Source organism: Corynebacterium mustelae (assembly GCF_001020985.1).
Lineage (GTDB): Bacteria > Actinomycetota > Actinomycetes > Mycobacteriales > Mycobacteriaceae > Corynebacterium > Corynebacterium mustelae.
This window is the reverse complement of record NZ_CP011542.1, coordinates 13730-40676: the sequence shown is the minus strand read 5'-3', so window position 1 is coordinate 40676 and position 26947 is coordinate 13730. Positions and strand designations below refer to the sequence as shown.

Below are 26947 nucleotides of genomic sequence, written 5' to 3'. Positions count from 1 at the left end.
TTTCACACCTATCCGTACTGGGTATGGCCAGTGACTTCATTATTTCTTCCACCGATAAGGCGATCATCATCACGTGCTGGTAAGTGAGGTTCGAGAATTTCCATCAACACAGATAGCATTTCAGCCAAAATGCGGTCTTTGACCAATGATTTACGCATATCCCGTCTTACTGCGGCTAAATAATCTTCACGGTTGGCATGCTTGAAAGCGAGTGGAATTGTCAATGATGGTTTGTACAGGTCAGCTAGATCAAAAAGTAAAGAGCGCGCATCCCCACGATGAATAATTCCCAACGCCGGGTTGAGCCCGATAGCTGAGCAGGCAGAAGCAGCACAGCCGTACAAAATGGCATTGCTTAAATTAAGAGATTCGTTCACTGGATCAGTCGCTGCTGTATCCCGCTTAAAATCCCGAATTTTGTACTTCGCTGCAAATCGCTTGTAAGTATCACGCATTAAGCGTCCTTCAAGACCACGCATATTTGCGATTGAAGTACCTGGCATATCCTCAATTCCCAACTGCTTTCGGTACAAAATCGTTGCGGCTTTACGTTGTTTTGCTTCATTCGACACCAGTCGTGCCTGCGCTATAGCCCAGCGCGCTGACGCTGTCAGCGGCGTCGCCAAGCTATACATTGGCACACCTCCACCACCGCAATACATAATTGACGTCCCTGCACGCGCACAAGATGTTGCGGCGGGTTGGCTGATGCTTGTGCCGGGGCCAAGCATCAGTACACTTAGCCCCGCAACTGGTAACTGGATACGCACACGACTCGGCAATCCGAAAAACAAACTATCTGGATCAGAAGGATCATCGCCCTGTAGAGCAATGACACCTGTACGATCTTGTCGAACCTTGCAGTGCTCCAGATAAAGGAAGGATAAACGGTCTTCGAGCCGAATTTGGTGGCTCACAGGTAACGTCGAAAATGCAATCGCTTCTTCAGAATAGGCCATCAGTCACTCACTCTTGTTCAGGCGAACACAAACCAAGGAAAGGATCATAGAAATCACTCGCTTCTTCCACAACGAAATAGCGACATAGCAATGAACCACCCGAGTCAATCGGGTTCTTACGCGCCAGCAAAGAAGCATATTTAGGCGATACAGGAATCTGAATCGCGGCAGAAAGCGCCTCCTTAATTCTGGCAGAATCATTCCAACGAACCTTGTTTAACTCCGCAACTGTCCCATGCCAAGCCCCCGGAATTGTCCCCGTTGAGTCCTGCACGATAACTGGAACCTGCTCAGAATCCACCAAACGAGTCGCAAGTTCATCAACATCCTTACTCGCAGTAATCCTGGAAAAGGCGTCAAAGAAAGCCTCCTCATCCAACACATCACTGAAACCCACCACTGTGGACAACCCAGTGTTACGACGCAACGCAAGCTTTGAAATCTCCGCTAAAACCTCTGCATCAGCCTTTTCATCCAACTGTGCAAAAAGCTCACTTAACCCCATTGACGAAGAATTAATAAAATCCTGTGCTGCATCCGGGAAAGAAATCGACGACTTTTCACTCAGCCAACGCTCAACACGACCCAGCTGTGCAGAAAAATACGGAAGAGTCTGGAAGCTACGCGGCTCATCAATCACAGCAACAGACAAAGCCTTTTGTTCCAACCCTGGCACACGATCAACACGTCTTTTATCATCACGCCGCCACAAACGGCCCGCACGTTGAATTAACGACTCCGCAGGACACAACTCTGTACGCAGGACATCCAAATCAATATCCAAAGATGCCTCAATAACCTGTGTACCTACAACCACCACCCGATCAGCAGTACCATTCTTTCCGATACTCGACTCAAGATGCTGAACGCACTCCCGGCGATGCTGAGTAGTCATTCGCGAATGAAGCAATACAGTTTCTTCGCCAAGTTCACCAACACAGATACGTGCTACTTCCTGTGCTCGATCAACCGTATTGCAAATAATTCCAATTCGCGCATGTGGAAATTGCGTCCGCATATTCTTCACCCAAGCAATATGTTGAGCAACGAGCAAATCAAAAGGCACCTTCTCAATATCTATACCCAACTCATACGGTTGTGTGGGAATCGGCTTTGACACACAATCCCCGCCGTCGAAAGACCACAGAGAGCTTGAAGGAAACCGCTCAACACTAGCACACTGCTTGACATACGCTTTCTTGAAAATTTCTTGTTGCCACCGTGGCATCGTTGCAGTCAAAAATGTCACTGACGTTTTCGTCGCCGACAACCACACCAATAAATCACTCAACAGCTCAGACTGATACTGATCAAGTGTATGTACCTCATCAATAACCACATGAGCATTCGCCAAAGCTAAAAGCCTTAGATGATTGAACTTTGTAGGCAATGAAGCCATCAAAGCTTGATCCACAGTTCCCACACAAACCGGTGCTAAAAGGCGCGAGGAGCCTGACTTCACAAACTCAGTAGGATACAACCCACCATGATCACGATAATGTTCTTCACACTTCTTTGGACTCAGCCCTCTATGATCGCAGTTAGGATCTTTACATTCTGTGTTTTGTACAGAAACATCACGTGTATAAAAATCCTCATTAACGGCCATACCATGTGCAAGCGCAGCAACATTCGACGTCGAACGATATGCTTTTTGCACACGGCGCATTATCGCATTTGTTGTTGCCTGGGTAGGGAGCAAAAACACTAAACGCTCATTGCGCTGCGCATGGCGTAAAAGTGCCGATTCGGTCTTCCCGGAACCAGTAGCCGCCATCACATTCCACAAACCATCGCCCTGACGCAATGCTTCTTCCTGTGTAAACCGCGGCGGAAAACCATCTAAAATATCGTGCAAAGCCTGATCTACACTCGACCAGTTTTCATAAATTCCGACGTTCTCATCAATGACTTCCCTCGCACGTTCTCGGCGATAGTCAACCCACGCCGAAGGAGAGCTAAGAATTTCCGGATTGCGTTCAAGATAGTGTTGCATCTCAGCAATCCACGAAGTTTGCGATGCTAAACGATCCGCCAACACTAGTAGCCCAGAAATCAATACAGTTACAGTAGGGGAAACCTCGACCGGCAAATCATCAACTGCTATTCCCGCAGCTTCCTCCACTGCGTTGATCAAGCTTTCGTGAACGTCCGCCCACTGTGACGAATCAAGGTCATCCTTCACCGAAAGCATTGTCGAGTATTCATACCCACACGTGGTCGCCTTGTGAAACTTCCCGTGGTGGCCAGCCAAAGCCAACACCAACCACGAATCAGCAGCTCGTTCTTCATCATCAAGATCAAGCAGATACGTCGACCAATTCTCATGCCGACGGAGAACACCAACATTCTGGAATTCTTCGCTAACCAACGAATCGAATTCTAAGCCAAGATTCTCCAAACGACGCCGAATATCATTCCACTGATCCCCTGCTTGCCTAGGCTGATATTGAAAATGCGGATTTGCTTTACCTAGATCGTGAAGCCCCGCAACCAGCATTAAAATGCGCTCAGCATCAGCACCAAGCTCACCACAAATAAGATCTACCAAACCAGGCCGTAACCACGCTCGCACCAATTCAGACATGACGGTTGCAGTATCCAACAAATGACACACCAAAGGATATGGTTGAGCTAATCCTTGTTGTTTAGCCCATACTGCGTTAAGAAGATCAAAATTCACTGCTATTACACCCTTTTAACAGTAAGTAGCCCACATCCGTATGCCTTCGCCCGACCAACCCCTCGATGAAGAAAATTTTCTAATTCCTGCGGGTCATTGACGAAACCGACTGCATCAAAAGTATCAACCTGAACAACCTTGGATGCCTTCGCCGCACGCCCACGTGGGCTAACACCCAGCACATGGCGATTGTGGTTGAGGAACTCAATATTCACCAGCGCTGACCGCAAGCGATCAACGACAAACCCTTCCGCCGGGGTGAGCCCAGAATCAGCATTCACTGGAGCCAACGGCACAGGAACGACTTTGGTTATTTTATCCCCATCCGCATTTTCCACTTCGCGACGGGTAACGGTATTGAGCGAAATCCGGAAAAGAACCGCCTCACCAGATTCATAACCACCGATTTCAACTTGTTTCGACTCAATGTGCCCCACCAAATCAGGCGCAACAACCGGAACGTCAGACTGTACGAGAAAGTACGGTGGCTGACCTGGGACAAATTCGTAGCGAAACAGAATATTAGATTGCGACCGGGCGCTGTCGCTTTCAAAGTTTGGGAATAAACCCATCACTGCACGATGGCGAAACTCCGGATCATCAATATTCCATTGCTTTTCGCGATTCTTTTTTTCGATGGCTATACGATTGAGTGCCTCATGGGCAGGAAACTTGGTTAGAAAAGTAGTAAATGGCATTTGTTGACACTTCTTCCCTAGACTGAATGGTTGAAAATAGCACCGACCACGTTCCCCAAAAAATTCATCTTGGGGGTAGTTCCGTCTACCGTCACGATTGTGGTCCTTACCCGCGTTAGCGGGAGTAGTGCTATTTTTTACTTGACAACAATATAGTAGACGTCTATCGTCAAGAACGTCAACAGTAAACCAAAAGGCGCAAAGGAGATGACATGCAACCCATGCCCCTAACAGATGTGCCCCTCATCAAAAGCTCTCTCGGCACGTTGACTACCTATGAAGTTTTCACCCACGCCACCGAACCCAGTTTTCAACTACTTCGCGATGTTCCAGGTATGGAGCTAGGTGCAATTCTTCGACTTTTAACCCACATAGCCGCACTGATTGTCAGAAAAGACAAAAAGTTAGCTAAAAGAAATCTCAAAGATCCCCTCCCAGTTTCCTTACTTTCAGAAGTATTCGCCGAACTACAAAAAGATTTACCCCTGTATGGAGGTGAAAGAAATTTTTTGCAGATCCCAGACATAACTGGGGTCGTTTCCCGCGGCAAGAATCCCACGTTCAAGTTGTCCCCCACCGCACCAGGTGAAAATTCTCAGGCATATTGGAATTTTTCCAAGAAAAAGCCCGAAACCCTCCCCAAAGGGGAAGCGCTTTTAGCGCTTCTTATTTTTAAAATCTATTCTTCAGCCGGTAACAGTAAATTTGAAAATAGGAAGTGTCAGAATGGCTCTCCTGGGATCAGGTTTGTTGGAGCTGGCAATACTTCTACTGAAGTTTTTGTTCACGCCAATACCTTGTGGGAATCTCTTCTTGCATCAGTTCCGAAATCTTGGGTTGAGGGGGAAGGACTGCCAGCTTGGGCAGACCCTACAGGTGAGCATTCCTTCGTCAATGGCGAATCCCACCCATTGTGGAGGGCTTCCTGGATGTCAAACTCCGTATGCGGGTTCTGGGAGGACGGAGAGCTTACTGGTGTTGGCATTGGTGGTACCCCTCCAGAGCATTTCGTTCCTGAAATCCCAAGCCCAGAGAACAAGGATGCCTACAAAGCTTGGTGTGATCAACGCAATACTGAAGATCCGTTTTATCTTTATATTCGCGATTCTCACTCTAACGCTTTGAAGGTCAAGCGCCTTGACCTCAGCAAGGATCTCACTGAACTAGCGGTGGAGTGGGCACGGGAAAATACCGTCGCACATCTTGATTCGCACTTCAGCAAGTCAGTGCTGCCACCTAATTTCAAGCGCGGTGATTCCTTGGTATTTATCCGGCATCAGATTGGGGGCAATGCTTCTACTCCCCTCATTCGTGAATCAGTGGTTACCCAGACGTCCGATACCTTGTGGTGTTTGGATCAAGATCCTTTAATCCAGCGGCAATTAGTTTCTCACGCGGAGTTCATTTTTGAACTTAAGCTTACGATGTTGAATCCGTTTCGGCGCATGGGCAAGAACGATAGGTGCCCAACTTTCGATGACCTTGCGGATCTTCTGGACACCGCGAAGTCTGCGTTCTGGCGTCACATCACGCCTGTATACGAAGAGATCATCACGACTGTAAAAGAGAAGAAAGACTTTGATCAGAAGGTAGTACGAAGGCACGCTGTTGATGCGGCTATTAATGCGTTAGATGCCGTGGTTAAACCTTATCTTCTGCAAAATCCCAAGCGTAATTTCGCTGTTCAAAATCAAACACGAAGAAATCTCTACGCAAAACTGCGAGAGAAGTAGGAGTGTAGGATATGTCAACTTTCCATTATCACAGGTTGGTGAATCATATTCTTAACATCGCTAAGAATGACGGTTCCCGCCGCGAAATTTCTGCGCTTCGTGCCGGTGCTTCTTTGTCCACCGAGTATCGTGCGTACCCTTATGTGCTTCATTACCTTCAGGATTCTTCCGCTATGCAGCGTACTGTAGCGTTGCGTTGTGCTGCTCTCATAGCAGAGTTTCCCGAGTTGTGCGGTGTTAATCCCGCTTCGTCTCAGGGTTCATCGAATGAGGAGTGTAAACCTCTTTCTAAGTTTGGATCTTGGGCCAATCACCTTGCTTATGCAACGGGTGAATCCTCTCAAGATTTGAATGGAATGGTTTCTTCACGTCTGGGGTATTTGCATACTCAGGATGTGGAAGAAGCGATTACTACGGTTCGTAGAATTTTAAATTATGCCAAGAGCCACGGTTTCCAGGAACAATTTGATTGCATCAATCTGATTGAAGTTTTTTGGTATTGGGGCAAAGGCCACGATGATTCTTCTCTCTCTCGCCGTTTACAGATCCTCCGTGATTATTACGGCTCCCAAATTCTCTCTACTCCGGAAGGAACGGAATAATGTCTAATCACCTCACTCTTCACATTGTCGCTTCGGTGCCATATTCCAATTTGAACCGCGATGACACTGGTACCCCTAAGCATGTTCGTCGGGGCGGTTTCCAGGCTGCGCTATTGAGTTCTCAAGCGATTAAAAAGGGCATTCGTACGAAATACGAAAATAGCGCGTTGGTTACTTCAGTGCGTTCTGGTCAGCTTGAGGATACAGTTGTTCAGCGTGCACTTGAGATTAATCCTTCAGCTGATGAGAAAGCTCTGAAAAAGGCCGCAAAGAAAATCATTGGCAATTTGACTAAGAACGATGAAGGCGGTGATACCAAGAATGGAAAAGAGCCTGCACGCTCTATCTGGCTGAGTTCTGAGGAACTTGAGGTCGCTGCTGCCCAGATTTTGGGCAATACTGATGACGAATTTTTGCTGGATGGCAAAACTGGTTCTTTGGCTATTGCGGCTTTCGGTCGTATGTTTGCGAAGGCTCCGCAGAAGGGCACTGAGGCCGCGTTGAGTGTTTCGCCTGCTGTGACTTCACATGCTGTGAATATTGCTACTGATTATTTTTCCACTGTGGATGATATCAAGGAGGCAAACCGTGAGTCTGGGGCTACATATTTGGGTGTTGCTCAGTACACTTCTGGTGTTTTTTACCGTACTGTTTCGATTGATAAGGAGCAGTTGCATCGTTCATGGACTGGTTTTGATTCCGAAAATGCAGAGGAGAGTTTAGCATTGCTTGTCGACGCCATTATCTACGGTTTGCCTCGTGGTAAGCAGCACTCTACTGCACCTTTTGTTCAGCCCGCTCTTGTCTTTGCTGAGGAGCAGCGTTACCGCTCCAGCTATGATTTTGAGGCTCCAGTTCAGGCTGACCGAACGAATGGCGGTTTTTTGGAGCCTACGCTGGATGAACTGAACAAGCAGTATGAGGCTGCACGCGCTTTTGATCCTGCTAATTTTGATGGCTTGGAATTTGTTGCTGGCACCGCAACCAGCTTGGATGACAAGTTTAAGAATGCCACCAAGGGGTCTAAGGATGAGTTGGTGGCCGCTATTGTTGCGTGGATCAAGCAATGACAGATTCCGTTTATTTCCGTCTAGCAGGGCCTTTTCAGTCTTGGGCCGGCCCTGCGATTACGGGCAATTTTGTCCGGACTGAGCCTAGACCAACTCATAGCGGTTTGGTTGGTTTGGTTGCAGGGGCATGCGGGTTCCTGCGTGGTGAGTGGCCGGATTGGTTAAATTCGCTGTGTTTCCAAGTTCGTGAGGATAATCGTGGTGTTCTCATTGATGATTTTCAGACGATTAATCCTCGCGATACAGAAATGGAGTTCCGATCTCGTTTGCTACTTGCGATGGGTAAGCGCCCCACGAATAAGCTGTTGACGGCTACTCCTGATGGCCAAGGGTTAACATCTTTGGTTCAGCGTACTTACCTTGCAGGTGCCGAATTTATAGTTCAAGTCGCATCTGATGAATTTGGTGACATACTGCTGGATGGGTTGAAAAACCCTAGATTTTCAACCTATTTAGGCCGTAAGGCTTTCGCCCCAGCATTCCCCTTTTTCCTAGGCTCCAGTTCTGAGGATCTGCTAACAAAAATCCCTACTGTTGACTCCAAATTACCTGATGGTCAGGAAAATAAGATCTTACGAGTTTTCCAATTGGGACCAGGGTGCAGTACTTCTCCTATGAGAATCTCTGTTCCTGTGGTTTCTACACGGGACTCTTGGCTGAACGATACGAAAAAGCTTTTCCTAGCACCACACTAAATACACAATTGGTGTGCCGTTGGTTTGGATATCTCCAACTAACGGCACACCTTGTTTTTGGTACAGGAGTTTTTCGCAACCCAAAAATCCCCAGTTTCACTCGCCGAACTTGTCGTTCATATGCGTTGTGTAAAACTGGGGATTAAAAGCTGTTGTGTTTAGTCTTTGATCTCAATGGACTCGATGACTACTGGCTCGACTGGGCGGTCGGAGTAGTCAGTTGTAGTGGTGGAAATCTTCTCCACCACTTTCTGGGAGTCTTCGTTGGTGACTTCACCGAAGATGGTGTGGCGCATATTCAGATGCGGGGTTGGTGCCACCGTGATGAAGAACTGCGAGCCGTTGGTGCCGGGGCCAGCGTTTGCCATTGCCAGCAGGAATGGGCGGTCGAATTGCAGTTCTGGGTGGAATTCGTCTTCGAAGCGGTAGCCTGGGCCGCCCATGCCGGTGCCGGTTGGGTCGCCGCCTTGGATCATGAACCCTTTGATGACGCGGTGGAAGATGGCACCGTCGTAGAATGGCCCTTCGTCAGAGCCAGCGGCATTCTTCTCGGTGTATGGCGCGGAGCCTTGTGCGAGGGTGACAAAGTTTTCGACAGTTTTTGGTGCATGGTTGCCGAACAGTTCGATTTCAATGTCACCAAAGTTGGTGTGCAGGATTGCAGTTGCAGTCTTGAAACTCATGATGCCCATCTTAAAGCACGCCAGGCTAAATATCGCTAGGCTGGGGAATGATTGTCGTTGATTTTTCTAGGAGCGAACATGAATCTTACTGCCCTAAGGACCGCCACTACCGTCGCAAAGAAAGCTTACGGGAGCTACGCTGACTACCGTGATCGTAAAGCTAAGCAAGCTTACGAGGCGTTGGTTGATGCCGCTAATACCTACAATGTGCAGGGGCTTATCGACGAATCCACGCAGCGTTTCAACACTCTATCGGAGAAAGCACTCAAGCGTATCGACGATGTGAAGTCTGAAATGCATCTGGATAAGGCGACTGAACGCGCTACCGACAAAATTGCCGAGCTAGGTGAGAAAGCACACACCAAAACTGCTGCTTTTAAAAAACAACAAGCTAAGAAGGCTAAGGCTGCTAAGAAGCAGGCTAAAAAGCTCGCCCGCAAGGAAAAGCGCGGCAAGAAGTTGCTCACGTTCGGTTTAGCTGCCGCGATTGCTGCTGCTCTCGGCGGTGCGATTTATTACCTTTTCGGCCTGGGTCAGGGCAAGAAGCAATACGACACGGAACCACCAAAGGTTGACGATTACGCTGCTGAGGAATCCCGCTTGGTGTATTCCACCGCCACTCCCGCTGAGGGTGCTCCTGAACGCGACGAGGAGTTACTCGACGCCTTAGAAGAGCAACTGGCTAAGCATTCCGACGCTCCGCTTGACGACGACGCCGAGGCCGCCGCTAAAGCCAAGGAAGCAGAAGAACTAGAGCTTAAGCTGGAACGCAAAGGCAAGAAGTAACCGCTCTCTCCCGCTTTTATGTGAAGCCTAATTATGTTTGATCAATTCCGCGACGGAATCGTTCTTACTAACGAGAAAACTGGGGAGACCCTTGTATGCAATCAACGCAGCTTTTCCTACATGTTGTTTGGTATTCTCACCCACTACCTCCGGTGGAACCCTAAGCGTGCTGAGGAAAAAGTAACCGAGTACATGCTGCGCGTTGACCCACCAACGTTTTACACAGCCTTGTTGGATGCTCACGAAGAGACGTACCACACAGCTATGCTTCTCGCGCATGGTAACGGTTTTGTGAGTGAAGTGCCCGACGATTATGACGACTGGTACGACGCATTCGTCGAAAAGCACTCACTTGCCGAAAACACCTGCGACTAGGCTCTATCACAGGCCGTGTCGCCACAAGGACGAAATTGGCAGCACATGTAGCCATCCATGCATGTGCTGTACGTCGTCTCCGCCATGAAGCACAACGCCGATAACCTTGCGGTCTTTGTATTGCTGTTTAAACGATGTGAGATTTTTCAACCATTTCTCGTGAATCGTGGTGCCTAGTTTCACTTCGATAGCGATGAGCGTTCCGTCGTTGGTTTCCAGCAAAACATCAATTTCCTGTCCATCCCGATGCCGGTAATGGAAAATCTTGAATGGTGTTGCACTCCAAGACTGTTGTTTAAAAAGCTCTGCGACAACAAACTGTTCCAAATAATGCCCAAGTATTTCACGCCCGCCTACAGCAGTTAACTGTTCAAGGTGCAGCTTCGTCACCATCATTGCCAAGCCTGAATCGTTGAGCAAAACTTTCGGTCGTTTTATCAACCGTTGTGTCGTATTGCGGCTCCACGCCGGTACCACGTGAACAAGTCGCATCGCGGTCAAAATTTCGACGTACTTGCGCACGGTTCGCTCGGAAACATCAAGTTCTCGCGCAATCTTTGAGGCATTAAACTCAGCTATCCCTTCCGCCGCTATTCGACGAATGATCCCCAGTATGACCCCGCTACTATGAACACCAAAAACCTCCTTGGCGTCATGAGTTGCAAGTGATTGAACGTAGTTTTCTACCCAGTCGTAACAATCTTCCATGTCATCTTCGCGCAGCAGAATCTCAGGATACCCACCTAATAAAATCCGCCTGGGCTCAAGCGAATCTTTCGGCAATTTCCTCATGTCATTGGCGCTTGCTTGTTGGATAAAGCTCACAAAATCCTCGTGCGGTCGCCCAGGTTCATGTTCCACTTCACCTGCACTTAATGGAAATAGATTAATCCGACTCAGTCGGCCAGCCAGTGAATCGGCAACACTCGGGACTTCAAGCATGTCAGCAGACCCAGTAAGGAGAAACATGCCTGGCCGCCGGGACTGATCTACTACGGCTTTAATGCCTAACAGTAATTCGGGCAGCCGTTGCGTCTCATCAATAACAAGAAGACCATTTTTGGCTTGTGACAGAAACGATTTTTGGTCTTCCTGCGCATACCGAAGCGTGTTTGCGTCATCTAAGTTTGTAAAAACAATTTCCTTTTCGGAGACCACACCATCGGTCATCCGGGTAAGAGTGGTTTTACCCACCTGTCGGGCCCCTTGGATAACGACGACCGGATTTCGTCGAAGTCGCTTTTCTAAGACCGGAAGCTGGAAGCGAGGATACTCTACATTTATATCTTCTATTGTCCCTGCTAAAAACCATTTTGTCACTTATCCGCACGAATTAGCGGAACCCACCGCACGAATTAGCGGAACCCACCGCACGAATTAGCGGAACCCACCGCACGAATTAGCGGAACCCACCGCACGAATTAGCGGAACCCACCGCACGAATTAGCGGAACCCACCGCACGAATTAGCGGAACCCACCGCACGAATTAGCGGAACCCACCAGGCTTTGGTTTTGTTGCAGCAAGGTGCGCCTGGTGGGTTCCGCTGTGACCAGCTATCGGCTGAGTTCGTGGCTTAGTGCTTCAAGTTCACCACCACCAGCCATTTGTTTGGTTAGTTCTTCCAAAGTGACGCTGTCCCGATCCGCGTTTAGTATTTGTCGCCCCAGGTTGAGGATGGTGAATTGGTCGCCAACCAGATAGGCGTGGTGTGGGTTGTGGGTAATGAGCACCACGCCAATGCCGTTTTCGCGGGCAGCGGCGACGAATTTGAGAACCATGCCGGATTGTTTAACGCCAAGCGCGGCGGTGGGTTCGTCAAGAATGAGGACGCGGGCACCGAAGTAGATGGCGCGAGCAATTGCGACTACTTGGCGTTGCCCACCGGACAGACTGCCGACTTCCACATCAACATCGGGCAGGTCAATGCCCATTCCCCGTAGTTGTTCCTGGGTGATGTTTTTCATTTCTTCGGCTTTCAGTCGGCCGAATGCGCTGGTTAATTCGTTGCCGAGGAAGAAGTTACGCCATACGGACATTTGATCGACAACGGCGAGATCTTGGTAGACGGTGGCAATTCCAGCATTGAGGGCGGCGCGAGGGTTGGCGAAGTGGGTTGGTTCGCCGTCGATAAGCATGTCGCCGCTGGTGGGTTCGTGCAACCCAGAAAGTATTTTTATCAAGGTGGATTTTCCGGCACCGTTATCGCCAAGGACGCAGGTTACAGCCCCACCATCGACGGTGAGATTAATCCCACGCAAAGCGTCGAAGGAGCCATAGGATTTGGTGATGTCCCGTAGTTCGATGATTGCCATAGTGGGTTACCGCCTCGTGGTGTATTTGGCGAAAGAGGTATTGGTCAACACGGCGAATAGCAGCATTGCGCCGAGGAAGAATTTGAACCAGTCGGGATTCCACCCGGCATAGACGATGCCTTGGTTTGTCATTCCGAAGATGAGCGCACCGATTGCGGTTCCTATGGCGGTGCCGCGCCCCCCGGTAAGAGCGCAGCCACCGATGACTGCGGCGATGATATAAAGGAATTCGTTTCCAATTCCCTGGCCTGCTTGGATGGAGTCGAAGGCAAAAAGGGTGTGCATTCCGACGAACCATGCGGCAAACCCAACAAACATGAAGAGGATTATTTTAACTTTTCGTACGGGAACACCCACGGCGCGGGCAGCGTTTTGGTCGCCACCAACGGCGAAAATCCAGTTACCGAATCGGGTTTTATACAGCATGAATGATGCGATTGCGACAAAGAATATCCACCAGAAAACGGTAACCCGCACGTTAATGCCCGCGATCGGGATGGAACCAGAAAAAACCAGCCGAGCTGAGGGGAAACCTTCCATATCGCTAATTGGTGGGGTTGCTACCTGTCCGGTGACAAGTTTGGTTACCGCGAGATTTAGTCCCTGCAGCATGAGAAATGCCGCCAGTGTGATAAGGAACGACGCAATGCCGGTGCGGGTAACGAGGTAGCCATTGAGCGCGCCAATGCTTAGGGAGATCACAAGGGCGATGGCAGCACCGACCCAGGAATTAAGCCCGAGATTGTAATTAAGCATGGTAGCGGACAGGGCAGCTGTGGTCACAGCCACGCCAGACGAAAGATCAAATTCATCACCTATCATCAAAAGCCCCACCGCGAGTGCCACAATTCCGAGAGTGGAACTGGCATACAAGACGGTGGCGAAAGCCTCAAAAGAGCGAAATGGGGGTGCAACAACCATAAATAGTGCAAAGATCACCACAGCCCCTAGGACGCTGGCTAATTCGGGACGGCGGATAAGCGTCGAAAAGCTCGTGCGGGAGTTAAGGCGATCGTCGGCTGACGTTTCGGTCATCGGAGTCCTGCCTTAGCTGCTGCCGCGATGGTATCAACATTTGTTTCATCAACGAAGCTAGGGCCGGTATATACCGGACGACCACCGCCGACCGTGGCTCCGTTGCGCTTGGCTAACCACAGTGCATCAACAGCGAGGTATCCCTGTAGATACGGTTGTTGATCGACCGCCCACGCAATTTTCTGGTTCTTGATTGCATCTACTAATTCCGCATTGGTGTCAAATGTTGCAATTTTCGCCTGCGAACCTGCGGCGGATACGGCATCAATGGCGCGGATAGCGACCGGAGCCTGCAGCCCCATCACCCAATCGATATTGGGATCTTGGGCAAGTTTTGCTTGCATTGTTGCTTGGGCGGCGGTCAGATCCTGGCCGTTGACGTACAAAATCTCTACCTTGCCGCCACTGAGACCGTCAGCCAATCCGGCGCAACGGGATTCTTGGGAGGAATTTCCCTGCTCATGGATAACACACAGCGCATGTTTCGCACCGTCGTTGTTGAGACGTTCCCCCGCTTGGGTGCCAGCAACTTTTTCTTCTTGCCCGAAAAAGCCAGAAATTCCGTATTTTTGGTATTCGTCCATTCCCGCATTGAGTGCGACGGTTGGAATCTTAGCGGTCACGGCTTTCTGGGCAGCCGGGCCAATGGCTTCGGCGTTAGGCAAGGTCACAGCAATGCCGTCGACTTTCGCGTCAACGGCTGCTTGCACGAGGTTTGCCTGGTTAGGGGCTTGTGGGTCGTTAGAATACCGCAATTCAATGTTGTTTTTCTTCGCGGCGTCCTCTGCGCCTTTGCGCACTAAATCCCAGAAAGTATCACCGGGCGCGCCGTGGGTAACCATAGCAACAACGAGCCGTGGGGTGTCAACCGTACCGCCGCTTGTCGACGCCGGGTCGGCGGCGTTTTTCTGAGCACCACCGGTTGAAGAGCAGGCTGCCAACCCACCTATGAGAGTGAGGCTGGCAAGAATTTGAATCGCTTTTTTAAAAGACTTCACCGAATCATGGTGGCTGATAAATTGCCCAACGTCAAACCCTTTGACCTGCAACTTTACCGATAAAGTGCTGTTAAGCTGGGTGTTAAGAAAGTATTATTTTTCCTTTTTTAAGTCAAAAACAATTTAGAAAAGCAAATTCTGATGCGAACCTAGTGGGCAGTACTTCTCGTACGCCTCCGACGGAACAATCGATAATGTCTCTTCACCGTTGTCTTTTTTCCGACGGCAACCCACCACATCGATGGTATCGTCCGGCGACCAGTAGAACGCAGCAGAACTTATCAAACCACCAGGGTGATATACCTCCGGGTTACGTGCGATAGAATCCATCGTTTGAGTAACACCAATGAGCGCATCAGCGGGATGAAGAGTGTGCGGTAGCGCGAAAACAATCGTGCCGCGATTGGGAATACCAAAAACAACTCCGTGCGGAGCCGGACCAATGACGGAATCGACAAGCGCGCGCATGTTGCCAGCTTTTGCGGCAATAAAGAAACTTTCTCCCTCAATAACTCGCACCGTGTCGTCAACATCAACGATGCGCGAAATAGGCTCAGCATCGGTGTTTGCCTGACCAACCTCATAGAGTTTTTCCAGCGGGATATTTAACTCAGCTACGTTTTCAGCAGTGAGAAGCTTCACTGCCTCTGGGGTATCTTCGCAAAGAATTTGAAGAATTCCTGCCGGGAACTTCCGAGCGTAAGAGAAACGCTCGGTGTCATTGACATCCAATGGAATCAGGCGGGTGCGAATACTGCGCAGAATCTCAGCCTCAGTTTTTGCTGGTGGCTCGGTAACCGTCGATTGAACCGGGGCATTGATAGCTGGCTCGCTAGTTTCTTCAGTAATAACGGATTCTGGCATGGTAATAGTGCTAATAGCCATGTCAGAAACATCCCCTGCCTGAGCAGTAACGCTAGAAATAGCAGCTGTCTCACTAGGCGCTATAGCGTCTTGATCTAATACAGGTACCGTTTCTGATTCATCACCAGCAACTGAAAGTTGTGAGTCCGCCAGTAAACCCGAAATGCCACCAATAACTAGCTCAGGTTCGGCAATTGGTTGCGAATCTACTTCCGGATTAATGGAAACACCGCTCTGGGTCTCAGTTTCGGTAATAGCGGCAGAGGTAACCGAATCGTCATGCCCGGTGCGAACTATTTGGTTTGCTAATTCAGCCCACTCGGCCTGATCCGCTTGCGCAATTCGCTCAGCAAACGTTTGCACGCTAATTCCATAGCCGTTATCAAGAGCAAAAATCTCACCAGATTCAGTGGTTTGAATAGTTGCTACCAGCTTATTTCGTGCGGCGGCTGCCAAAACCAGCTGCCGAGCACGCATAACATGTTCGGGGGTTATGGAAATAGACATGGCGACTCCTGAATTACTTTGTTCTTCTCTCACGTTATACCAAGGTTTTTCATATTGTAAGGTTTTATTATTCTTCTCATGAACGTCGAGAAGCAAACCGTCTTAACCCCTATTGGCGAAATGGAGGTTATACCCACCCCGGATTCGCAGATTTACTTTTTAAACTCGGGCAATATTTTTATAGAAATCGACGAAAACCTAGATATTAATTCCATCGATTTCGACTTTATTACAAAAATTGTCGATAAAAGTACGCAATTCGAACATGAGGCTTTGGAATTGCTACTTAGAACTATCGCCACCACCCCCGAAAAAGTGGGATTGAAAGATACCAATACCTGCACCAATTTTGATAACAAAAAATTTATAGATCTTCCGCTTTTTACTTTTAGAGACGGTGAAAACTGGGATCTTCTTTTTCAAGAATGCGACCTACCTATTGGTGCCCCCTATGGAATTTTGATAACTGGTTTCGGAGAAAAGATTGTGGGTTTCGAGAATCTTTCCGATGCTGAAGTTATGTAAAAAATAATGCATATAAACAGGCAGCACTAACGACAATGGGGCGACAAAAAGTAGATATTTTAACCGTCAAATTTTCTACTTTTCGACGCCCCAATGAGACTGTTTTCATATGCAAACGTTTTCAGACTTCGCATTGAAAATGGACGATAAACTTAGAAACTTCCATTGTGTTCTTATCAACGAAAAATCTAGTGTTAATTACCACCCCCGTTCGGCCAACCGATGCGGCGCAGGAATGTCCATAACATTTATCCCCACCATCGCCGCGCCAAGATTACGTGAAACATCAGCAACAACCTGCGGATTGTCGTAATGCGTCGCTGCTTGCACAATCGCTTTGGCTCGTTTCTCCGGGTTCTCAGCAGTGAAAATTCCCGACCCCACAAAAACTCCCTCAGCACCTAACTGCCGAACCAATGCTGCATCAGCCGGGGTAGAAACGCCACCTGCAACAAACAACGCAACAGGTAACTTGCCAGTTTCTGCAACGCTACGCACTAGCTCATAAGGAGCTTGCAGCTCCTTAGCCGCCACAAATAGCTCATCTGGATGCAGCGTCCGCAGCTTATTGATCTCCCCCGTGATCGTCCGCAAATGCCGGACCGCTTCAGAAACATCCCCCGTCCCAGCTTCCCCTTTCGAGCGGATCATCGCCGCCCCCTCAGTAATCCGTCGTAACGCTTCCCCAAGATTGGTAGCGCCGCACACAAACGGCGCGGTGAAATCCCACTTATTAATGTGGTGCGTGTAATCCGCCGGGCTTAGTACTTCCGATTCGTCAATGAAATCAATGCCTAAGCTTTGCAAGATTTGTGCTTCAACAAAATGCCCAATTCGCGCCTTTGCCATCACCGGGATGGTAACCGCCGCTATGATCTCTTCGATCATCGCAGGATCACTCATCCGGGCAACTCCCCCTTGGGCTCGGATGTCTGCAGGCACCCGTTCCAATGCCATCACTGCTGTTGCTCCGGCGGCTTCAGCTATACGCGCTTGATCCGGATTCACCACATCCATAATTACCCCACCGATAAGCGCCTGGGCTGGCGTGCGTTTGATTCTATCCATTAGATTTTCTGCCATGTAGCCCATGGAATCACGCAAGCGGTTTATCAACCAGATCCACATTACGCAAGTTGCAATGGACCACTTTTGTGTGCAACTGTGATTCTGATGCGCCCTGATCTTGTAGCCGATGTTTCATTAACCCCCGATACAACCGATCCCCGACCGCTACCAACCCAATTAGCACAGCAGTTAAAAACACTCATCACCACAGGTTTACTAAACGCTGGCGATCACCTGCCCAGCACCCGAACATTAGCGCAACAGACCGGGGTTTCACGTGGAACAATCGTGGCCACGTACGAATTGCTCATTGCTGAGGGATTCCTCGTGAGCATCAGCGGCTCCGGCACGAAAATTAATCCCGAATTAGGCAAACTCACCACACCGGCATTTCCCCACAGCGATGGCAGCCACCCCAAACCACCAAGACCCACGTCCGCCGAAATTCATTTAACTCCCGGCCTACCCGACACCAGTACCATCGTGGATGCCACCTGGCGGGCGGCTTGGCGCAAAGCATGCACAGCCATCGCGGTGACCAATAATGCACCCGAGGCAGGTGACCTGAATCTTCGCAACGAGATAAGCGAACATCTACGGCTCATGCGCGGCCTGGTGGTCGAACCAGAACGCATCTTCGTTACCGCTGGTAGCCGCGAAGGACTGACGCTTTTTCTTCGGGCGCTACCCAGCCAGCATCCCACCGCGAAGATAGTAGGGGTCGAAGCCCCCGGGTTTCCCAGCCTGCGTCGCATACCGGAATCTTTGGGGTTTGCATTGCACAATATCGCAACAGATTCAGCGGGATTGAACCCCAAAGAACTCCAGAGCCTGCCGGATAATCAATCTGTTCTTATCACCCCGAGTCATCAATACCCCTACGGCGGCGTGTTGTCTGGTAGTCGTCGAATAGCGATAGCACATTGGGCACGTGACACGGGCAGTATCATTATCGAAGACGACTTCGACTCTGAACTACGTTACGTGGGTCAACCGGTGCCCGCGCTGGCGGCATTGGCACCAGAAAACACAGTCTTGCTGGGCACTTTTTCCGCCGTGGTTTCCCCTGCCGTTGCCTGCGGCTACCTGGTGGTTCCCCACCAGTTGATTCCGGCACTCACGCACCTACGGTCAATCTCCGGCCAACCAGTAAGTTCTATCACCCAAACCGCGTTGACTCATTTCATGCGCACTGGTGCTTTACGACGCCACATCGTTCGGCTTCGGCGCATATATCGTCGACGCCGCGATAGCGTCATGGCGGTTTTAACTGACCTTCCCAATGCAACCCTCCTCCCTATCACCGGTGGACTTCACGCAGTATTGCTATGCACACGGCCCGCTCACGAAATCGTGGCGGAATGTGCAAAAAGCGGCATCCACGTGACCGCGCTTGAAGATTATTGGGGTGGCGACAACGCCGAAAACGGCATCGTTTTTGGCTTCGGCTGCCATGACGACGACACCCTAGACTTCGCACTTCACGAAATAGCCCACGCCACCAGGAGCAAATGAATGACAGGTTTTCCACGACTGTGAAGTTTAAATTTCAAAAAAGGAGTTAGGGGACAAAAGTGAAACTAAGGTCTGGAATAAACAAACGAGGCGCTCAACCCGGAATTAGGGGAGCGCCTTGGAAGAAGGAATGGGAGTACAGGTAAATGAATGGTTTCGCTTATATGCTATCCATATACAATTTACGTGATTCCCATTTGCAAGCCCGACGATAGCACAGCGATGATTGTTAACCAATCAACCACAAAATCTGGTTGGAATCATTCCGCGTATATTTAAGCTCACCTAAAACATAAACGCTTGACATCCTTGGAATTGCATGCAGGAGCTGCGGAAAACCGTAGTTATCGTAATAATGCGAAAGCTCCCAACCAGTACTGGTTGGGAGCCTATTTGTGGAGCATAGGAGAATCGAACTCCTGACCTTCTGCGTGCAAGGCAGACGCTCTACCAATTGAGCTAATGCCCCTTTATTCCATGGTGGGCCTAGCAAGAATCGAACTTGCGACCTCATCGTTATCAGCGATGCGCTCTAACCGACTGAGCTATAGGCCCAAAAAACGGAACGAAATAGAACTTTATCCTAAGCGATTACACTTAGCAAAACGCCAGTTCAATAACAATAAAACTCCATTAAGAGCACAGCATTGGGGAGGCTTTTTGTGTGCTCTTTTAACGTTTATCACGGCTGAGTAAATGACATAATGCACCATCCGCCGCACGCAAGTGTGTTGGGGTTCCTTGTTCGACAATTCGGCCTTGATCCATGACTGCCACCCAATCGGCGGAATCAATATCATCGAGCGCATGGGAAATCTCAATGACGGTGACATCTGGATAGGCGGCTAATAGTCGGCTTCGCACTTGGGCCACGAGTTCCGGGTTGAGGTGGGCGGTAAATTCATCGAGAACCAATACTCTTCCGCCCCGCAACAAGGCTTGGGCCAGCGATAATCGTTGGCGCTGGCCGCCGGATAATGCCATTCCGCCTTCACCAACGTTATCGCTAAGTGTTACTTCATCCGCAAGGCAGGCGACGGTGAGGGCGTCGAAAAGCTGCTCATCGCTGGCATTGGGCCGGGCTAATCGAAGATTCTCCGCAACTGTTGCATGTCCGACACGAATATCCTGGGTGACCACGGCGACCGCTGAGCGTAACGATTCCAGCGACATGTCCCGAATGTCCACCCCATCGAGTTCGATTTTTCCGGCACCCACATCCCAATACCGCAATAGTAGCTTGGCAAGCGTCGATTTACCAGAACCGGTGGAACCCACGATATTAACCCAATGGCCAGGCGAAACACTAAGGCTAATGTTCTCCACCACCGGGTGCGCGGCGGACTCATAGCTAAAGCTCACATCCTGCCATGCCACGGATAACCCGGGCCCATGCGGCGAAATTTCGTGTTCACCTTCTGGCAATTGCAAGCCCGCGTGGGACAGCGTCCATACCCGGCGCGCAGCCGCCAGGGATTGCGAGAGGTGGTTGCTTAGATCTGTGACTTCGTTAATCATGTCCCAGCAGCGCAGAACTGCGAACATGGAAGCTACTGTTACTGCCAGATTATCCGCCCCAGGTAGCAGCATGAATACAACTGACATGCGCGCGGCTGCTACTAGGCCGTTGCGTGCCCCTACTACCGCACCCCGACGCCGCACTTTGGTTACCAATGGTTGTTCGAGCTCATCGAGTTGCTTCATGCGGCGGTTACTTGCACCATAACCAGTAACTTCGGCAACTCCACCGACTGAATCGGTAACGTGTTGAGCGATGGTGCCGCGGATTCCGGTGACCTCAACCGCATACCGATAGACGTGGGTATCAATGGTGATAACAAAGACCACAAGCAGGATAATCGCCGCAATGAGCCCTTGCCACGGCGCAAGAATACTGATGGCTATGATGACGGCGGTGGGCACCACAATCGCGGAGATGACCGGGGCGGTGGTGTGGGCGAAGAATACTTCGATCTGGCCGATGTCTCGGGTTAGTCGGCTGAGCATGTCACCGCTTCCCACAGCTTTGCTTCCGGTGCGTGACATGATGGCTGGTGCCTGCGGGTAGATGTCTTTAAAAACCCGGATGCGGATTAATTCAAGTGCTTTAAACGCCACTAAATGCCCAAAATAATGTTCGAGATAGCGTAGGAACGCCTTGGCTAGTGCTGCAGCTACCATGATGATTATTACTGTGGAGATTGTGAGGTTCCCGGCGATTATTGCGTAGACCGGCACGACGTAGAGCACTATTCCCAGTACTTGATTAAGAATGCGGCACAGTGTGGATACAGCTAGTGGCCTAAGTACGGGACGGGTGATGCCCAGAAGCCAGGTCACCAACTGTATAACGGTTGGGTTGTGGTTCATGCGCGTTCCTTAATTTCTCCGTTGTCGACTTCTACTACCCGATCCATCCCAGCTAATGCCCCTAATCGGTGCGTAACCATGATGAGGGTGTAATCCCGTCCTAGGTCATCAATGGCATTGAGTATTTTGCGTTCTGACACCAAATCGACATGCGAGGTGGGTTCGTCGAGAAGCACGATTTTTCTGCCGGAGATGATTGCCCGCGCCAGGGAAAGCCGTTGCGCCTGACCGCCCGATAACCCCAGGCCTTGTTCGCCTAGCACCGTGTCTATCCCGTCGGGTAACCTGCGGATTTCATCCGCAACGAGGGCGCGCTCTAGTGCCTGCCACATATCCGTCTCGGTGGCATCCGGGCGGGCGATACGCAGGTTATCCGCGATGGTACCGCTAAATAACCAGGTTGTTTGCATAACGCTTGCCGACGCCCCAGCCAACGCAGTACCAGAAGCTCCCGCCACCTCAACCGTTCCCTCGGTTGGCTGCAACGCCCCTTTGATAAGGGACAACAAGGTGGATTTTCCTTGCCCGGACCGACCAACGATCGCTACTCGTTCCCCTGGGTAAATGTTCAGGTTGACGCCGCGTAGGACTGGTTGCTCGTAACCGAAGTCGACGTTGTCGACTATCACGACGGGTTCGGAGCCATCGGCGTTTTTCACATCCACTTTCCGGCTAGGCCTAACCTCGTCATTTGTGGTGGTAGTGCGCTTCCGTAGAAATGCGAAAATGCCGCGTTGCGCACCTAATCCACTCATTCCGACGTAAAAAAACGCGCCAACTTGATCCATGGGTTCTAATAGCAAGATGCTTAAACCTACAAGCGCAATCGCCTGACCGGTCGTAATGGTGCCATTCGCCGCGTTCCACATCGCTAACCCGGCTGTCACGGTAACCAGCGCAAGACTGAATGCGGAATCCATGACAAATAAAATCAATTGATTACCGCGCAGCAGTTTCATCACCGCAACTCGGTTTTTCTCCCCGGTTTCTGCCAATTGTTCTGCGACTCGACCTGCCGCGCCTAAAAGTTGCAATGTGCTCAGCGATTGCAGCGCGTTCATATACGCCGCAGCCAGGGCTTTCCGCGAATCCTGGGAGCCACTGGATACTTTGGACACGACTTTTCTAAACGCACCGATGAGCAGCGGAACAATGGGAAGCATAGCAAGTAACACCAACGCTATTTTTACTGAGATCGCCACAGCCACTGTCGCTATGACTAGTAGTGGTGCGCTCAGCGAGGAAATGACTTGGGCTACGAATTTCACCCGCAGTGCCATCATTTTCTCACTGGATTCAGTAGCCAGTGACACCACCGCCCCGGTGCGGGTAGTGGCCATGTGCGCCGGACCCGCCCCAAACACTGCATCAACAATGCGATGGCGGATACGACATTCCTCGCTGATCTGGCCGCGGGCCTCAATGATGGTGCGTAGCAGCACCGCGAGAAATACCAGCACTGGCCCGGCAATTATCAGTGTCACCGGGTAGTCGCCGGGATAAGCGTCGATTATTTTTCCCGCGCCGATGAATGTTAGACACATTCCGCCAACCGCACACCAGGTAAGAACAACATTGAGGACGATCGTCACCACAGCTAAATTACTCAGCCGATACGGAACTGCAGGCCGTGCCGCAGATGACGATGCAGCTTTGCGTTGCCTAAGTTTCATAAAGATATAGTAACTAGCTGGCTATCCCCTCCCCCAATTGATCTGAGCTGTGCATTGGGGCATGAGGGGAAGTTTCGCTTCACCTATCCAGAAAACCTGCCATGGTTAATAATGGGGAAACAATAACTATCAGGTGTAAATTTTTCGGCATGGACTCGTTCACCGGGATTCTAAGATAAATACGCTGATTTCCCGACAGATTGGTATATTGCCTGATAATCCAGGTCATTGAGTCATGGCTAGACAGCGCTATGACTTCCCTTTAGGTGAATTTTGTGATGTTTTTAGATCCGCGAATACTGTCATCCGGATAATCAACGCCAGTATTCCTTCTTCGAATATGGCGCCAATTGTTATTGGTAATTTCACCATCGACACTGGTTAGATGCCTATCAAAAACCATCTTTCGTTTGAACACTTTGTTAGGTAGTCACAATTTCAGCGATACGATATTCAGGACAAGGTGGCGGGAATGCGAAAGCTCCCAACCAGTACTGGTTGGGAGCCTATTTGTGGAGCATAGGAGAATCGAACTCCTGACCTTCTGCGTGCAAGGCAGACGCTCTACCAATTGAGCTAATGCCCCTTTATTCCATGGTGGGCCTAGCAAGAATCGAACTTGCGACCTCATCGTTATCAGCGATGCGCTCTAACCGACTGAGCTATAGGCCCAAAAAACGGAACGAAATAGAACTATATCCGGTCGGTAAAGCTTAGGCAAATCACAAGGTCAATACCTAAGACTCATCATGACGAACTTAAGTCTAGCAAGTTTTAACCTACCGTGTCTAAAGCGGCCGCAAACCGTGGAGCGTCGACAAGCATAAACCTCTCACCCACACCCCACGGTTTAGAGTTGGTTACTCCACCTCTTGACGCAAGGTCACGCGAATGCCGCCAAACAGATCAACAACCGCGTTATAGACAATAGCCATCAGTGGTGCCAGGCAGGAGGAAATAATTGCAAAGATCGCTCCCACCAGTAGCGACATTGACATCACTACGCCGAAGGTGATGGATTGTTCGCCGCCAACACCGCCGATTACATCGTTGAATTGTCCCCACACCCCAGCCGCTTTAAGGCCGAAGTATAGAAATGCGGAGCACACCAGCCAAGCGAACAATCCGATGATCGACAAGGCGAACCCGGTGCGAAACGCTGACATGGGTGAAATGAACTGAATGGAATACTCACGTGTTGCCATTAGCTGTCACCTTCATTCGTGGCGGTTTCATCGATTATTTCATCAATGGTTTCTTGCTGGTTGACGGGTTTTTTACCGTCATTACCAGCAGCAACGGCGGAAGCTTCTTCCTCACCTTCGCCTTCAACATTACGGTCAATGGCGAGCAATTCCACCCCATCTTCCAAATTCACCAGCCGTACCCCCATGGTGGCGCGCGACGATGGTCGAATCTGATTAACTTCGGTGCGGATTACGCCACCGGCGGAAGTGATGGCAAAGATTTGGTCATCCTGGTCAACAACCAAGGCACCAATGAGCTTGCCGCGCTTCGGGTTGTACTTGAAAGTAACGACACCAACACCGCCACGCCCCTGCGAAGAGTATTCTTCCAGGCTAGTGCGTTTGCCGTAACCGCCACTGGTTGCAACGAGAAGGAACGCACCTTCGCGAACTACTGTCATAGCGAGCAATTGGTCGTCGCCCCTAAACCGCATGCCCTTAACACCAGCGGTGCTGCGGCCCATCGGACGCAGTTGCTCATCATCGGCCTTGAAGCGAATCGACTGGCCTTCCTCAGATACCAGGAGCAAGTCGTCATCGCCGGAGCACAGCGCTGCGCCGATGAGCTTATCGCCTTCCTGAAGGTTGATGGCGATTAGTCCACCGGAGCGGTTGGATTCGTAATCCGACAATCGCGATTTCTTTACCCGACCTTGGGCGGTTGCCAATACAAGATACGGCGCATCTTCGTAGCTTTGGATTTGGATAACCTGGGCTATGCGTTCTTCCGGTTGGAATTCCAGCAGGTTAGCCACATGCTGTCCCCGCGCGGTACGGGATGCCTCAGGAAGTTCGTATGCCTTCAGACGGTAGACGCGACCGAAATTGGTGAAGAACAAAATCCAGTCATGCGTGGAACACACGAAGAAATGCCGCACAATATCGTCTTGTTTGAGTTCTGCACCCCGAACTCCCTTGCCACCACGTCGCTGCGATTTATAAAGATCAACCTTGGTGCGTTTCGCATAGCCGGTGGAGGTGATGGTAACCACGACGTTCTCGCGGGCGATCAGGTCTTCTTCGGTAACCTCGCCAGTGGCGGCGATGATTTCAGAACGACGCTCGTCGCCGTACTTGTCGACGATTTCCTTCAACTCATCCCGCACGATGGTGCGCTGACGTTCAGGTGTGGCGAGAATGTCTTTCAAATCAGCAATGATTTCTTCAATCTCGGCCAATTCGTCGATGATCTTTTGCCGTTCCAGAGCCGCCAACCGGCGCAATTGCATGGATAGAATGGCGTCCGCTTGGACTTCGTCAATGGCAAGCAGATCCATCAAACCACTGCGCGCAATGTCAACAGTTTCAGAGCGACGGATCAAGGCGATGACCTCGTCCAACATATCGAGCGCTTTGACCAAACCACGCAAAATATGGGCACGTTTTTCAGCCTCGTCCAACCGGTACTGGGTACGGCGAACAATAACTTCGATCTGGTGGGCGACGTAATGCCGAAGCATTTGATCCAACCGCAAGGTACGCGGCACCCCATCGACGATGGAAAGCATGTTAGCGCCGAAGCTGGTTTGCAACTGAGAGTGCTTATACAGGTTATTGAGCACAACCCGAGGCACCGCATCCCGCTTTAAGGTGACGACGATACGCAAACCGACGCGATCAGAGGACTCATCCTCGATCTTGGAAATGCCAGCGAGTTTGCCGTCACGCACCTGCTCGGCGATATTGGAGATCAAATTGTCGGGGTTTACCTGATACGGCAGCTCGGTTATGACGATTGTCTGGCGACTTCCCTCTTCTTCAATGGAGGTAACACCGCGCATCCGAATCGAACCGCGCCCAGTGGTGTAGGCGTCTTTAATGCCTTGGGTACCAACAATGAGGCCAGCGGTGGGGAAATCGGGGCCCTTAACAAATTGCATGCACGCTTCAAGCGCGGCGGTATCCTCAGCTTCAGGATTTTCCAGTAACCAATAAATGGCGTCCGCTAGTTCCCGCAGGTTATGCGGTGGAATATTGGTTGCCATACCCACCGCAATACCGTTCGAACCGTTCATGAGTAGGTTCGGAACCCGGGCGGGCAGGATGTCCGGTTCTTGGGTTTTGCCGTCGTAGTTGGGCGAGAAATCCACGGTGTTTTCGCGGATGTCACGCACCATTTCCATCGCCAACGGGGTCAAGCGACACTCGGTGTAACGCATGGCGGCGGGACCGTCGTTGCCTCGGGAACCGAAGTTACCTTGGCCGTCGACAAGCGGATACCGCATGTTCCAGTCTTGGGCCATACGCACCAAAGTGTCATAAATGGCAGAGTCGCCGTGCGGGTGGTAATTACCCATGGTGTCTGCCACGGGCCGAGCGGACTTCACGTAGCTACGATCCGGCCGGTAGCCGTTGTCGTACATTGCATAAAGAATGCGGCGGTGCACAGGTTTGAGACCGTCGCGCACCTCAGGCAACGCTCGACCCACGATGACTGACATCGCGTAGTCGATATAGGAAGTCTGCATCTCCTCGTTTAGGTCGATCGGTTTTACCCGATCGTATTCGTCTCCGGAGAAGAGATCGTCGCTCATTAAAGCGCCTTTC

22 protein-coding genes and 4 tRNA genes are annotated in these 26947 nt (G+C 50.5%); 8 read left to right on the top strand and 18 right to left on the bottom strand.

The genetic code is table 11. From position 1 onward, the window contains the following. Positions 1 to 8: 8 nt before the first annotated feature. The 3 genes from cas1e to CMUST_RS00180 are packed head-to-tail and all read right to left on the bottom strand — an operon-like array spanning position 9 to position 4340. Complete coding sequence (gene cas1e / locus CMUST_RS00190) at positions 9 to 959, bottom strand: type I-E CRISPR-associated endonuclease Cas1e (RefSeq protein WP_047260823.1); 951 nt, start codon at positions 957 to 959, stop codon at positions 9 to 11. Between the two features lie 7 nt (positions 960 to 966). Then, positions 967 to 3642, bottom strand: coding sequence for a CRISPR-associated helicase/endonuclease Cas3 (locus tag CMUST_RS00185; RefSeq protein ID WP_052844447.1), 2676 nt, complete (start codon positions 3640 to 3642; stop codon positions 967 to 969). 5 nt (positions 3643 to 3647) lie between these two features. Beyond that, the gene (locus CMUST_RS00180) at positions 3648 to 4340 is read right to left on the bottom strand and encodes a type I-E CRISPR-associated protein Cas6/Cse3/CasE (protein WP_047260821.1); all 693 of its coding nucleotides are present in this window, start codon (positions 4338 to 4340) and stop codon (positions 3648 to 3650) included. Between the two features lie 335 nt (positions 4341 to 4675). Between CMUST_RS00180 and CMUST_RS00175 the strand changes: the two genes are divergently transcribed. The 4 genes from CMUST_RS00175 to cas5e are packed head-to-tail and all read left to right on the top strand — an operon-like array spanning position 4676 to position 8440. Then, positions 4676 to 6073 carry a type I-E CRISPR-associated protein Cse1/CasA gene (locus CMUST_RS00175; RefSeq protein ID WP_158408172.1) on the top strand — a complete coding sequence of 466 codons (1398 nt, stop codon included), beginning with the start codon at positions 4676 to 4678 and terminating at the stop codon, positions 6071 to 6073. A gap of 11 nt (positions 6074 to 6084) precedes the next feature. Further along, the gene (locus CMUST_RS00170; protein ID WP_047260819.1) at positions 6085 to 6675 is read left to right on the top strand and encodes a type I-E CRISPR-associated protein Cse2/CasB; all 591 of its coding nucleotides are present in this window, start codon (positions 6085 to 6087) and stop codon (positions 6673 to 6675) included. Further along, entirely contained in the window at positions 6675 to 7745 is a 1071-nt protein-coding gene (locus CMUST_RS00165) for a type I-E CRISPR-associated protein Cas7/Cse4/CasC (protein ID WP_047260818.1), read from the top strand. Before CMUST_RS00170 ends, CMUST_RS00165 begins: the two co-directional genes overlap by 1 nt. Then, positions 7742 to 8440, top strand: a complete 699-nt coding sequence (gene cas5e, locus CMUST_RS00160) for a type I-E CRISPR-associated protein Cas5/CasD (protein ID WP_047263226.1) — start codon at positions 7742 to 7744, stop codon at positions 8438 to 8440. The genes CMUST_RS00165 and cas5e overlap by 4 nt, the downstream gene beginning before the upstream one ends. Positions 8441 to 8598: 158 nt before the next feature. On the opposite strand, the gene CMUST_RS00155 is transcribed toward cas5e, so the two are convergent. Further along, positions 8599 to 9123: a peptidylprolyl isomerase gene (locus CMUST_RS00155; protein ID WP_047260817.1), complete on the bottom strand. Its 525-nt coding sequence runs from the start codon at positions 9121 to 9123 to the stop codon at positions 8599 to 8601. Positions 9124 to 9201: 78 nt separating this feature from the next. Here CMUST_RS00155 and CMUST_RS00150 point away from each other — a divergent pair, with 78 nt between their 5' ends. Together CMUST_RS00150 and CMUST_RS00145 are read left to right on the top strand one after the other, a co-directional pair. Further along, positions 9202 to 9909, top strand: coding sequence for a hypothetical protein (locus CMUST_RS00150; protein WP_052844446.1), 708 nt, complete (start codon positions 9202 to 9204; stop codon positions 9907 to 9909). A 33-nt stretch (positions 9910 to 9942) separates the two neighbouring features. After that, a complete protein-coding gene (locus CMUST_RS00145; RefSeq protein WP_047260816.1) occupies positions 9943 to 10284 on the top strand; it encodes a hypothetical protein in 342 nt (113 codons plus the stop codon). A gap of 6 nt (positions 10285 to 10290) precedes the next feature. On the opposite strand, the gene CMUST_RS00140 is transcribed toward CMUST_RS00145, so the two are convergent. The 5 genes from CMUST_RS00140 to CMUST_RS00120 form a co-directional block, all read right to left on the bottom strand. Further along, a complete protein-coding gene (locus tag CMUST_RS00140) occupies positions 10291 to 11604 on the bottom strand; it encodes an ATP-binding protein (protein ID WP_083987369.1) in 1314 nt (437 codons plus the stop codon). A 235-nt stretch (positions 11605 to 11839) separates the two neighbouring features. Further along, positions 11840 to 12598, bottom strand: coding sequence for an ATP-binding cassette domain-containing protein (locus tag CMUST_RS00135; protein WP_047260815.1), 759 nt, complete (start codon positions 12596 to 12598; stop codon positions 11840 to 11842). Between the two features lie 6 nt (positions 12599 to 12604). Beyond that, positions 12605 to 13633: an ABC transporter permease gene (locus tag CMUST_RS00130; RefSeq protein WP_047260814.1), complete on the bottom strand. Its 1029-nt coding sequence runs from the start codon at positions 13631 to 13633 to the stop codon at positions 12605 to 12607. Continuing rightward, positions 13630 to 14631 (bottom strand): substrate-binding domain-containing protein, encoded by a 1002-nt coding sequence (locus CMUST_RS00125; protein WP_047263223.1) that lies wholly within the window; start codon positions 14629 to 14631, stop codon positions 13630 to 13632. Before CMUST_RS00125 ends, CMUST_RS00130 begins: the two co-directional genes overlap by 4 nt. Before the next feature lie 123 nt (positions 14632 to 14754). Then, the gene (locus tag CMUST_RS00120) at positions 14755 to 16002 is read right to left on the bottom strand and encodes a hypothetical protein (protein WP_047260813.1); all 1248 of its coding nucleotides are present in this window, start codon (positions 16000 to 16002) and stop codon (positions 14755 to 14757) included. A 78-nt stretch (positions 16003 to 16080) separates the two neighbouring features. Here CMUST_RS00120 and CMUST_RS00115 point away from each other — a divergent pair, with 78 nt between their 5' ends. Next, a complete protein-coding gene (locus CMUST_RS00115; RefSeq protein ID WP_047260812.1) occupies positions 16081 to 16527 on the top strand; it encodes a protein kinase family protein in 447 nt (148 codons plus the stop codon). 198 nt (positions 16528 to 16725) lie between these two features. On the opposite strand, the gene pdxS is transcribed toward CMUST_RS00115, so the two are convergent. After that, positions 16726 to 17610, bottom strand: coding sequence for a pyridoxal 5'-phosphate synthase lyase subunit PdxS (pdxS, locus tag CMUST_RS00110; RefSeq protein WP_201779210.1), 885 nt, complete (start codon positions 17608 to 17610; stop codon positions 16726 to 16728). 90 nt (positions 17611 to 17700) lie between these two features. On the opposite strand from pdxS, the gene pdxR reads away from it, so the two are divergent. Next, positions 17701 to 19110 (top strand): MocR-like pyridoxine biosynthesis transcription factor PdxR, encoded by a 1410-nt coding sequence (gene pdxR, locus CMUST_RS00105; RefSeq protein ID WP_047260811.1) that lies wholly within the window; start codon positions 17701 to 17703, stop codon positions 19108 to 19110. Between the two features lie 396 nt (positions 19111 to 19506). On the opposite strand, the gene CMUST_RS00100 is transcribed toward pdxR, so the two are convergent. The 8 genes from CMUST_RS00100 to gyrA form a co-directional block, all read right to left on the bottom strand. After that, positions 19507 to 19579 (bottom strand) — tRNA-Ala (locus tag CMUST_RS00100). Positions 19580 to 19588: 9 nt separating this feature from the next. After that, positions 19589 to 19665, bottom strand: a tRNA-Ile gene (locus CMUST_RS00095). Between the two features lie 117 nt (positions 19666 to 19782). Next, positions 19783 to 21480 carry an amino acid ABC transporter ATP-binding/permease protein gene (locus CMUST_RS00090; protein ID WP_047260810.1) on the bottom strand — a complete coding sequence of 566 codons (1698 nt, stop codon included), beginning with the start codon at positions 21478 to 21480 and terminating at the stop codon, positions 19783 to 19785. Then, positions 21477 to 23153, bottom strand: coding sequence for an ABC transporter ATP-binding protein/permease (locus tag CMUST_RS00085; protein ID WP_236690130.1), 1677 nt, complete (start codon positions 23151 to 23153; stop codon positions 21477 to 21479). The genes CMUST_RS00090 and CMUST_RS00085 overlap by 4 nt, the downstream gene beginning before the upstream one ends. A 513-nt stretch (positions 23154 to 23666) precedes the next feature. Then, a tRNA-Ala gene (locus CMUST_RS00080) sits at positions 23667 to 23739 on the bottom strand. Between the two features lie 9 nt (positions 23740 to 23748). Next, positions 23749 to 23825: transfer RNA gene (locus CMUST_RS00075), tRNA-Ile, on the bottom strand. A gap of 188 nt (positions 23826 to 24013) precedes the next feature. Next, the gene (locus CMUST_RS00070; protein ID WP_047260809.1) at positions 24014 to 24358 is read right to left on the bottom strand and encodes a DUF3566 domain-containing protein; all 345 of its coding nucleotides are present in this window, start codon (positions 24356 to 24358) and stop codon (positions 24014 to 24016) included. Continuing rightward, positions 24358 to 26934 (bottom strand): DNA gyrase subunit A, encoded by a 2577-nt coding sequence (gyrA, locus tag CMUST_RS00065; RefSeq protein WP_047260808.1) that lies wholly within the window; start codon positions 26932 to 26934, stop codon positions 24358 to 24360. The genes CMUST_RS00070 and gyrA overlap by 1 nt, the downstream gene beginning before the upstream one ends. Between the last annotated feature and the right edge of the window lie 13 nt (positions 26935 to 26947).

Excerpts from the sequence above, each read along its gene's own strand:
- CMUST_RS00135 (WP_047260815.1), bottom strand. The coding sequence starts at position 12,598 with ATGGCAATCATCGAACTACGGGACATCACCAAATCCTATGGCTCCTTC.
- CMUST_RS00120 (WP_047260813.1), bottom strand. The coding sequence starts at position 16,002 with ATGTCTATTTCCATAACCCCCGAACATGTTATGCGTGCTCGGCAGCTG.
- CMUST_RS00145 (WP_047260816.1), top strand. The coding sequence starts at position 9,943 with ATGTTTGATCAATTCCGCGACGGAATCGTTCTTACTAACGAGAAAACT.
- cas5e (WP_047263226.1), top strand. The coding sequence starts at position 7,742 with ATGACAGATTCCGTTTATTTCCGTCTAGCAGGGCCTTTTCAGTCTTGG.
- CMUST_RS00170 (WP_047260819.1), top strand. The coding sequence starts at position 6,085 with ATGTCAACTTTCCATTATCACAGGTTGGTGAATCATATTCTTAACATC.
- CMUST_RS00180 (WP_047260821.1), bottom strand. The coding sequence starts at position 4,340 with ATGCCATTTACTACTTTTCTAACCAAGTTTCCTGCCCATGAGGCACTC.
- CMUST_RS00085 (WP_236690130.1), bottom strand. The coding sequence starts at position 23,153 with ATGAAACTTAGGCAACGCAAAGCTGCATCGTCATCTGCGGCACGGCCT.
- gyrA (WP_047260808.1), bottom strand. The coding sequence starts at position 26,934 with ATGAGCGACGATCTCTTCTCCGGAGACGAATACGATCGGGTAAAACCG.
- pdxS (WP_201779210.1), bottom strand. The coding sequence starts at position 17,610 with ATGGCAGAAAATCTAATGGATAGAATCAAACGCACGCCAGCCCAGGCG.
- CMUST_RS00150 (WP_052844446.1), top strand. The coding sequence starts at position 9,202 with ATGAATCTTACTGCCCTAAGGACCGCCACTACCGTCGCAAAGAAAGCT.
- CMUST_RS00175 (WP_158408172.1), top strand. The coding sequence starts at position 4,676 with ATGGAGCTAGGTGCAATTCTTCGACTTTTAACCCACATAGCCGCACTG.
- pdxR (WP_047260811.1), top strand. The coding sequence starts at position 17,701 with ATGCGCCCTGATCTTGTAGCCGATGTTTCATTAACCCCCGATACAACC.
- CMUST_RS00155 (WP_047260817.1), bottom strand. The coding sequence starts at position 9,123 with ATGAGTTTCAAGACTGCAACTGCAATCCTGCACACCAACTTTGGTGAC.
- CMUST_RS00070 (WP_047260809.1), bottom strand. The coding sequence starts at position 24,358 with ATGGCAACACGTGAGTATTCCATTCAGTTCATTTCACCCATGTCAGCG.
- CMUST_RS00115 (WP_047260812.1), top strand. The coding sequence starts at position 16,081 with ATGAACGTCGAGAAGCAAACCGTCTTAACCCCTATTGGCGAAATGGAG.
- CMUST_RS00165 (WP_047260818.1), top strand. The coding sequence starts at position 6,675 with ATGTCTAATCACCTCACTCTTCACATTGTCGCTTCGGTGCCATATTCC.
- CMUST_RS00130 (WP_047260814.1), bottom strand. The coding sequence starts at position 13,633 with ATGACCGAAACGTCAGCCGACGATCGCCTTAACTCCCGCACGAGCTTT.
- cas1e (WP_047260823.1), bottom strand. The coding sequence starts at position 959 with ATGGCCTATTCTGAAGAAGCGATTGCATTTTCGACGTTACCTGTGAGC.
- CMUST_RS00090 (WP_047260810.1), bottom strand. The coding sequence starts at position 21,480 with ATGAACCACAACCCAACCGTTATACAGTTGGTGACCTGGCTTCTGGGC.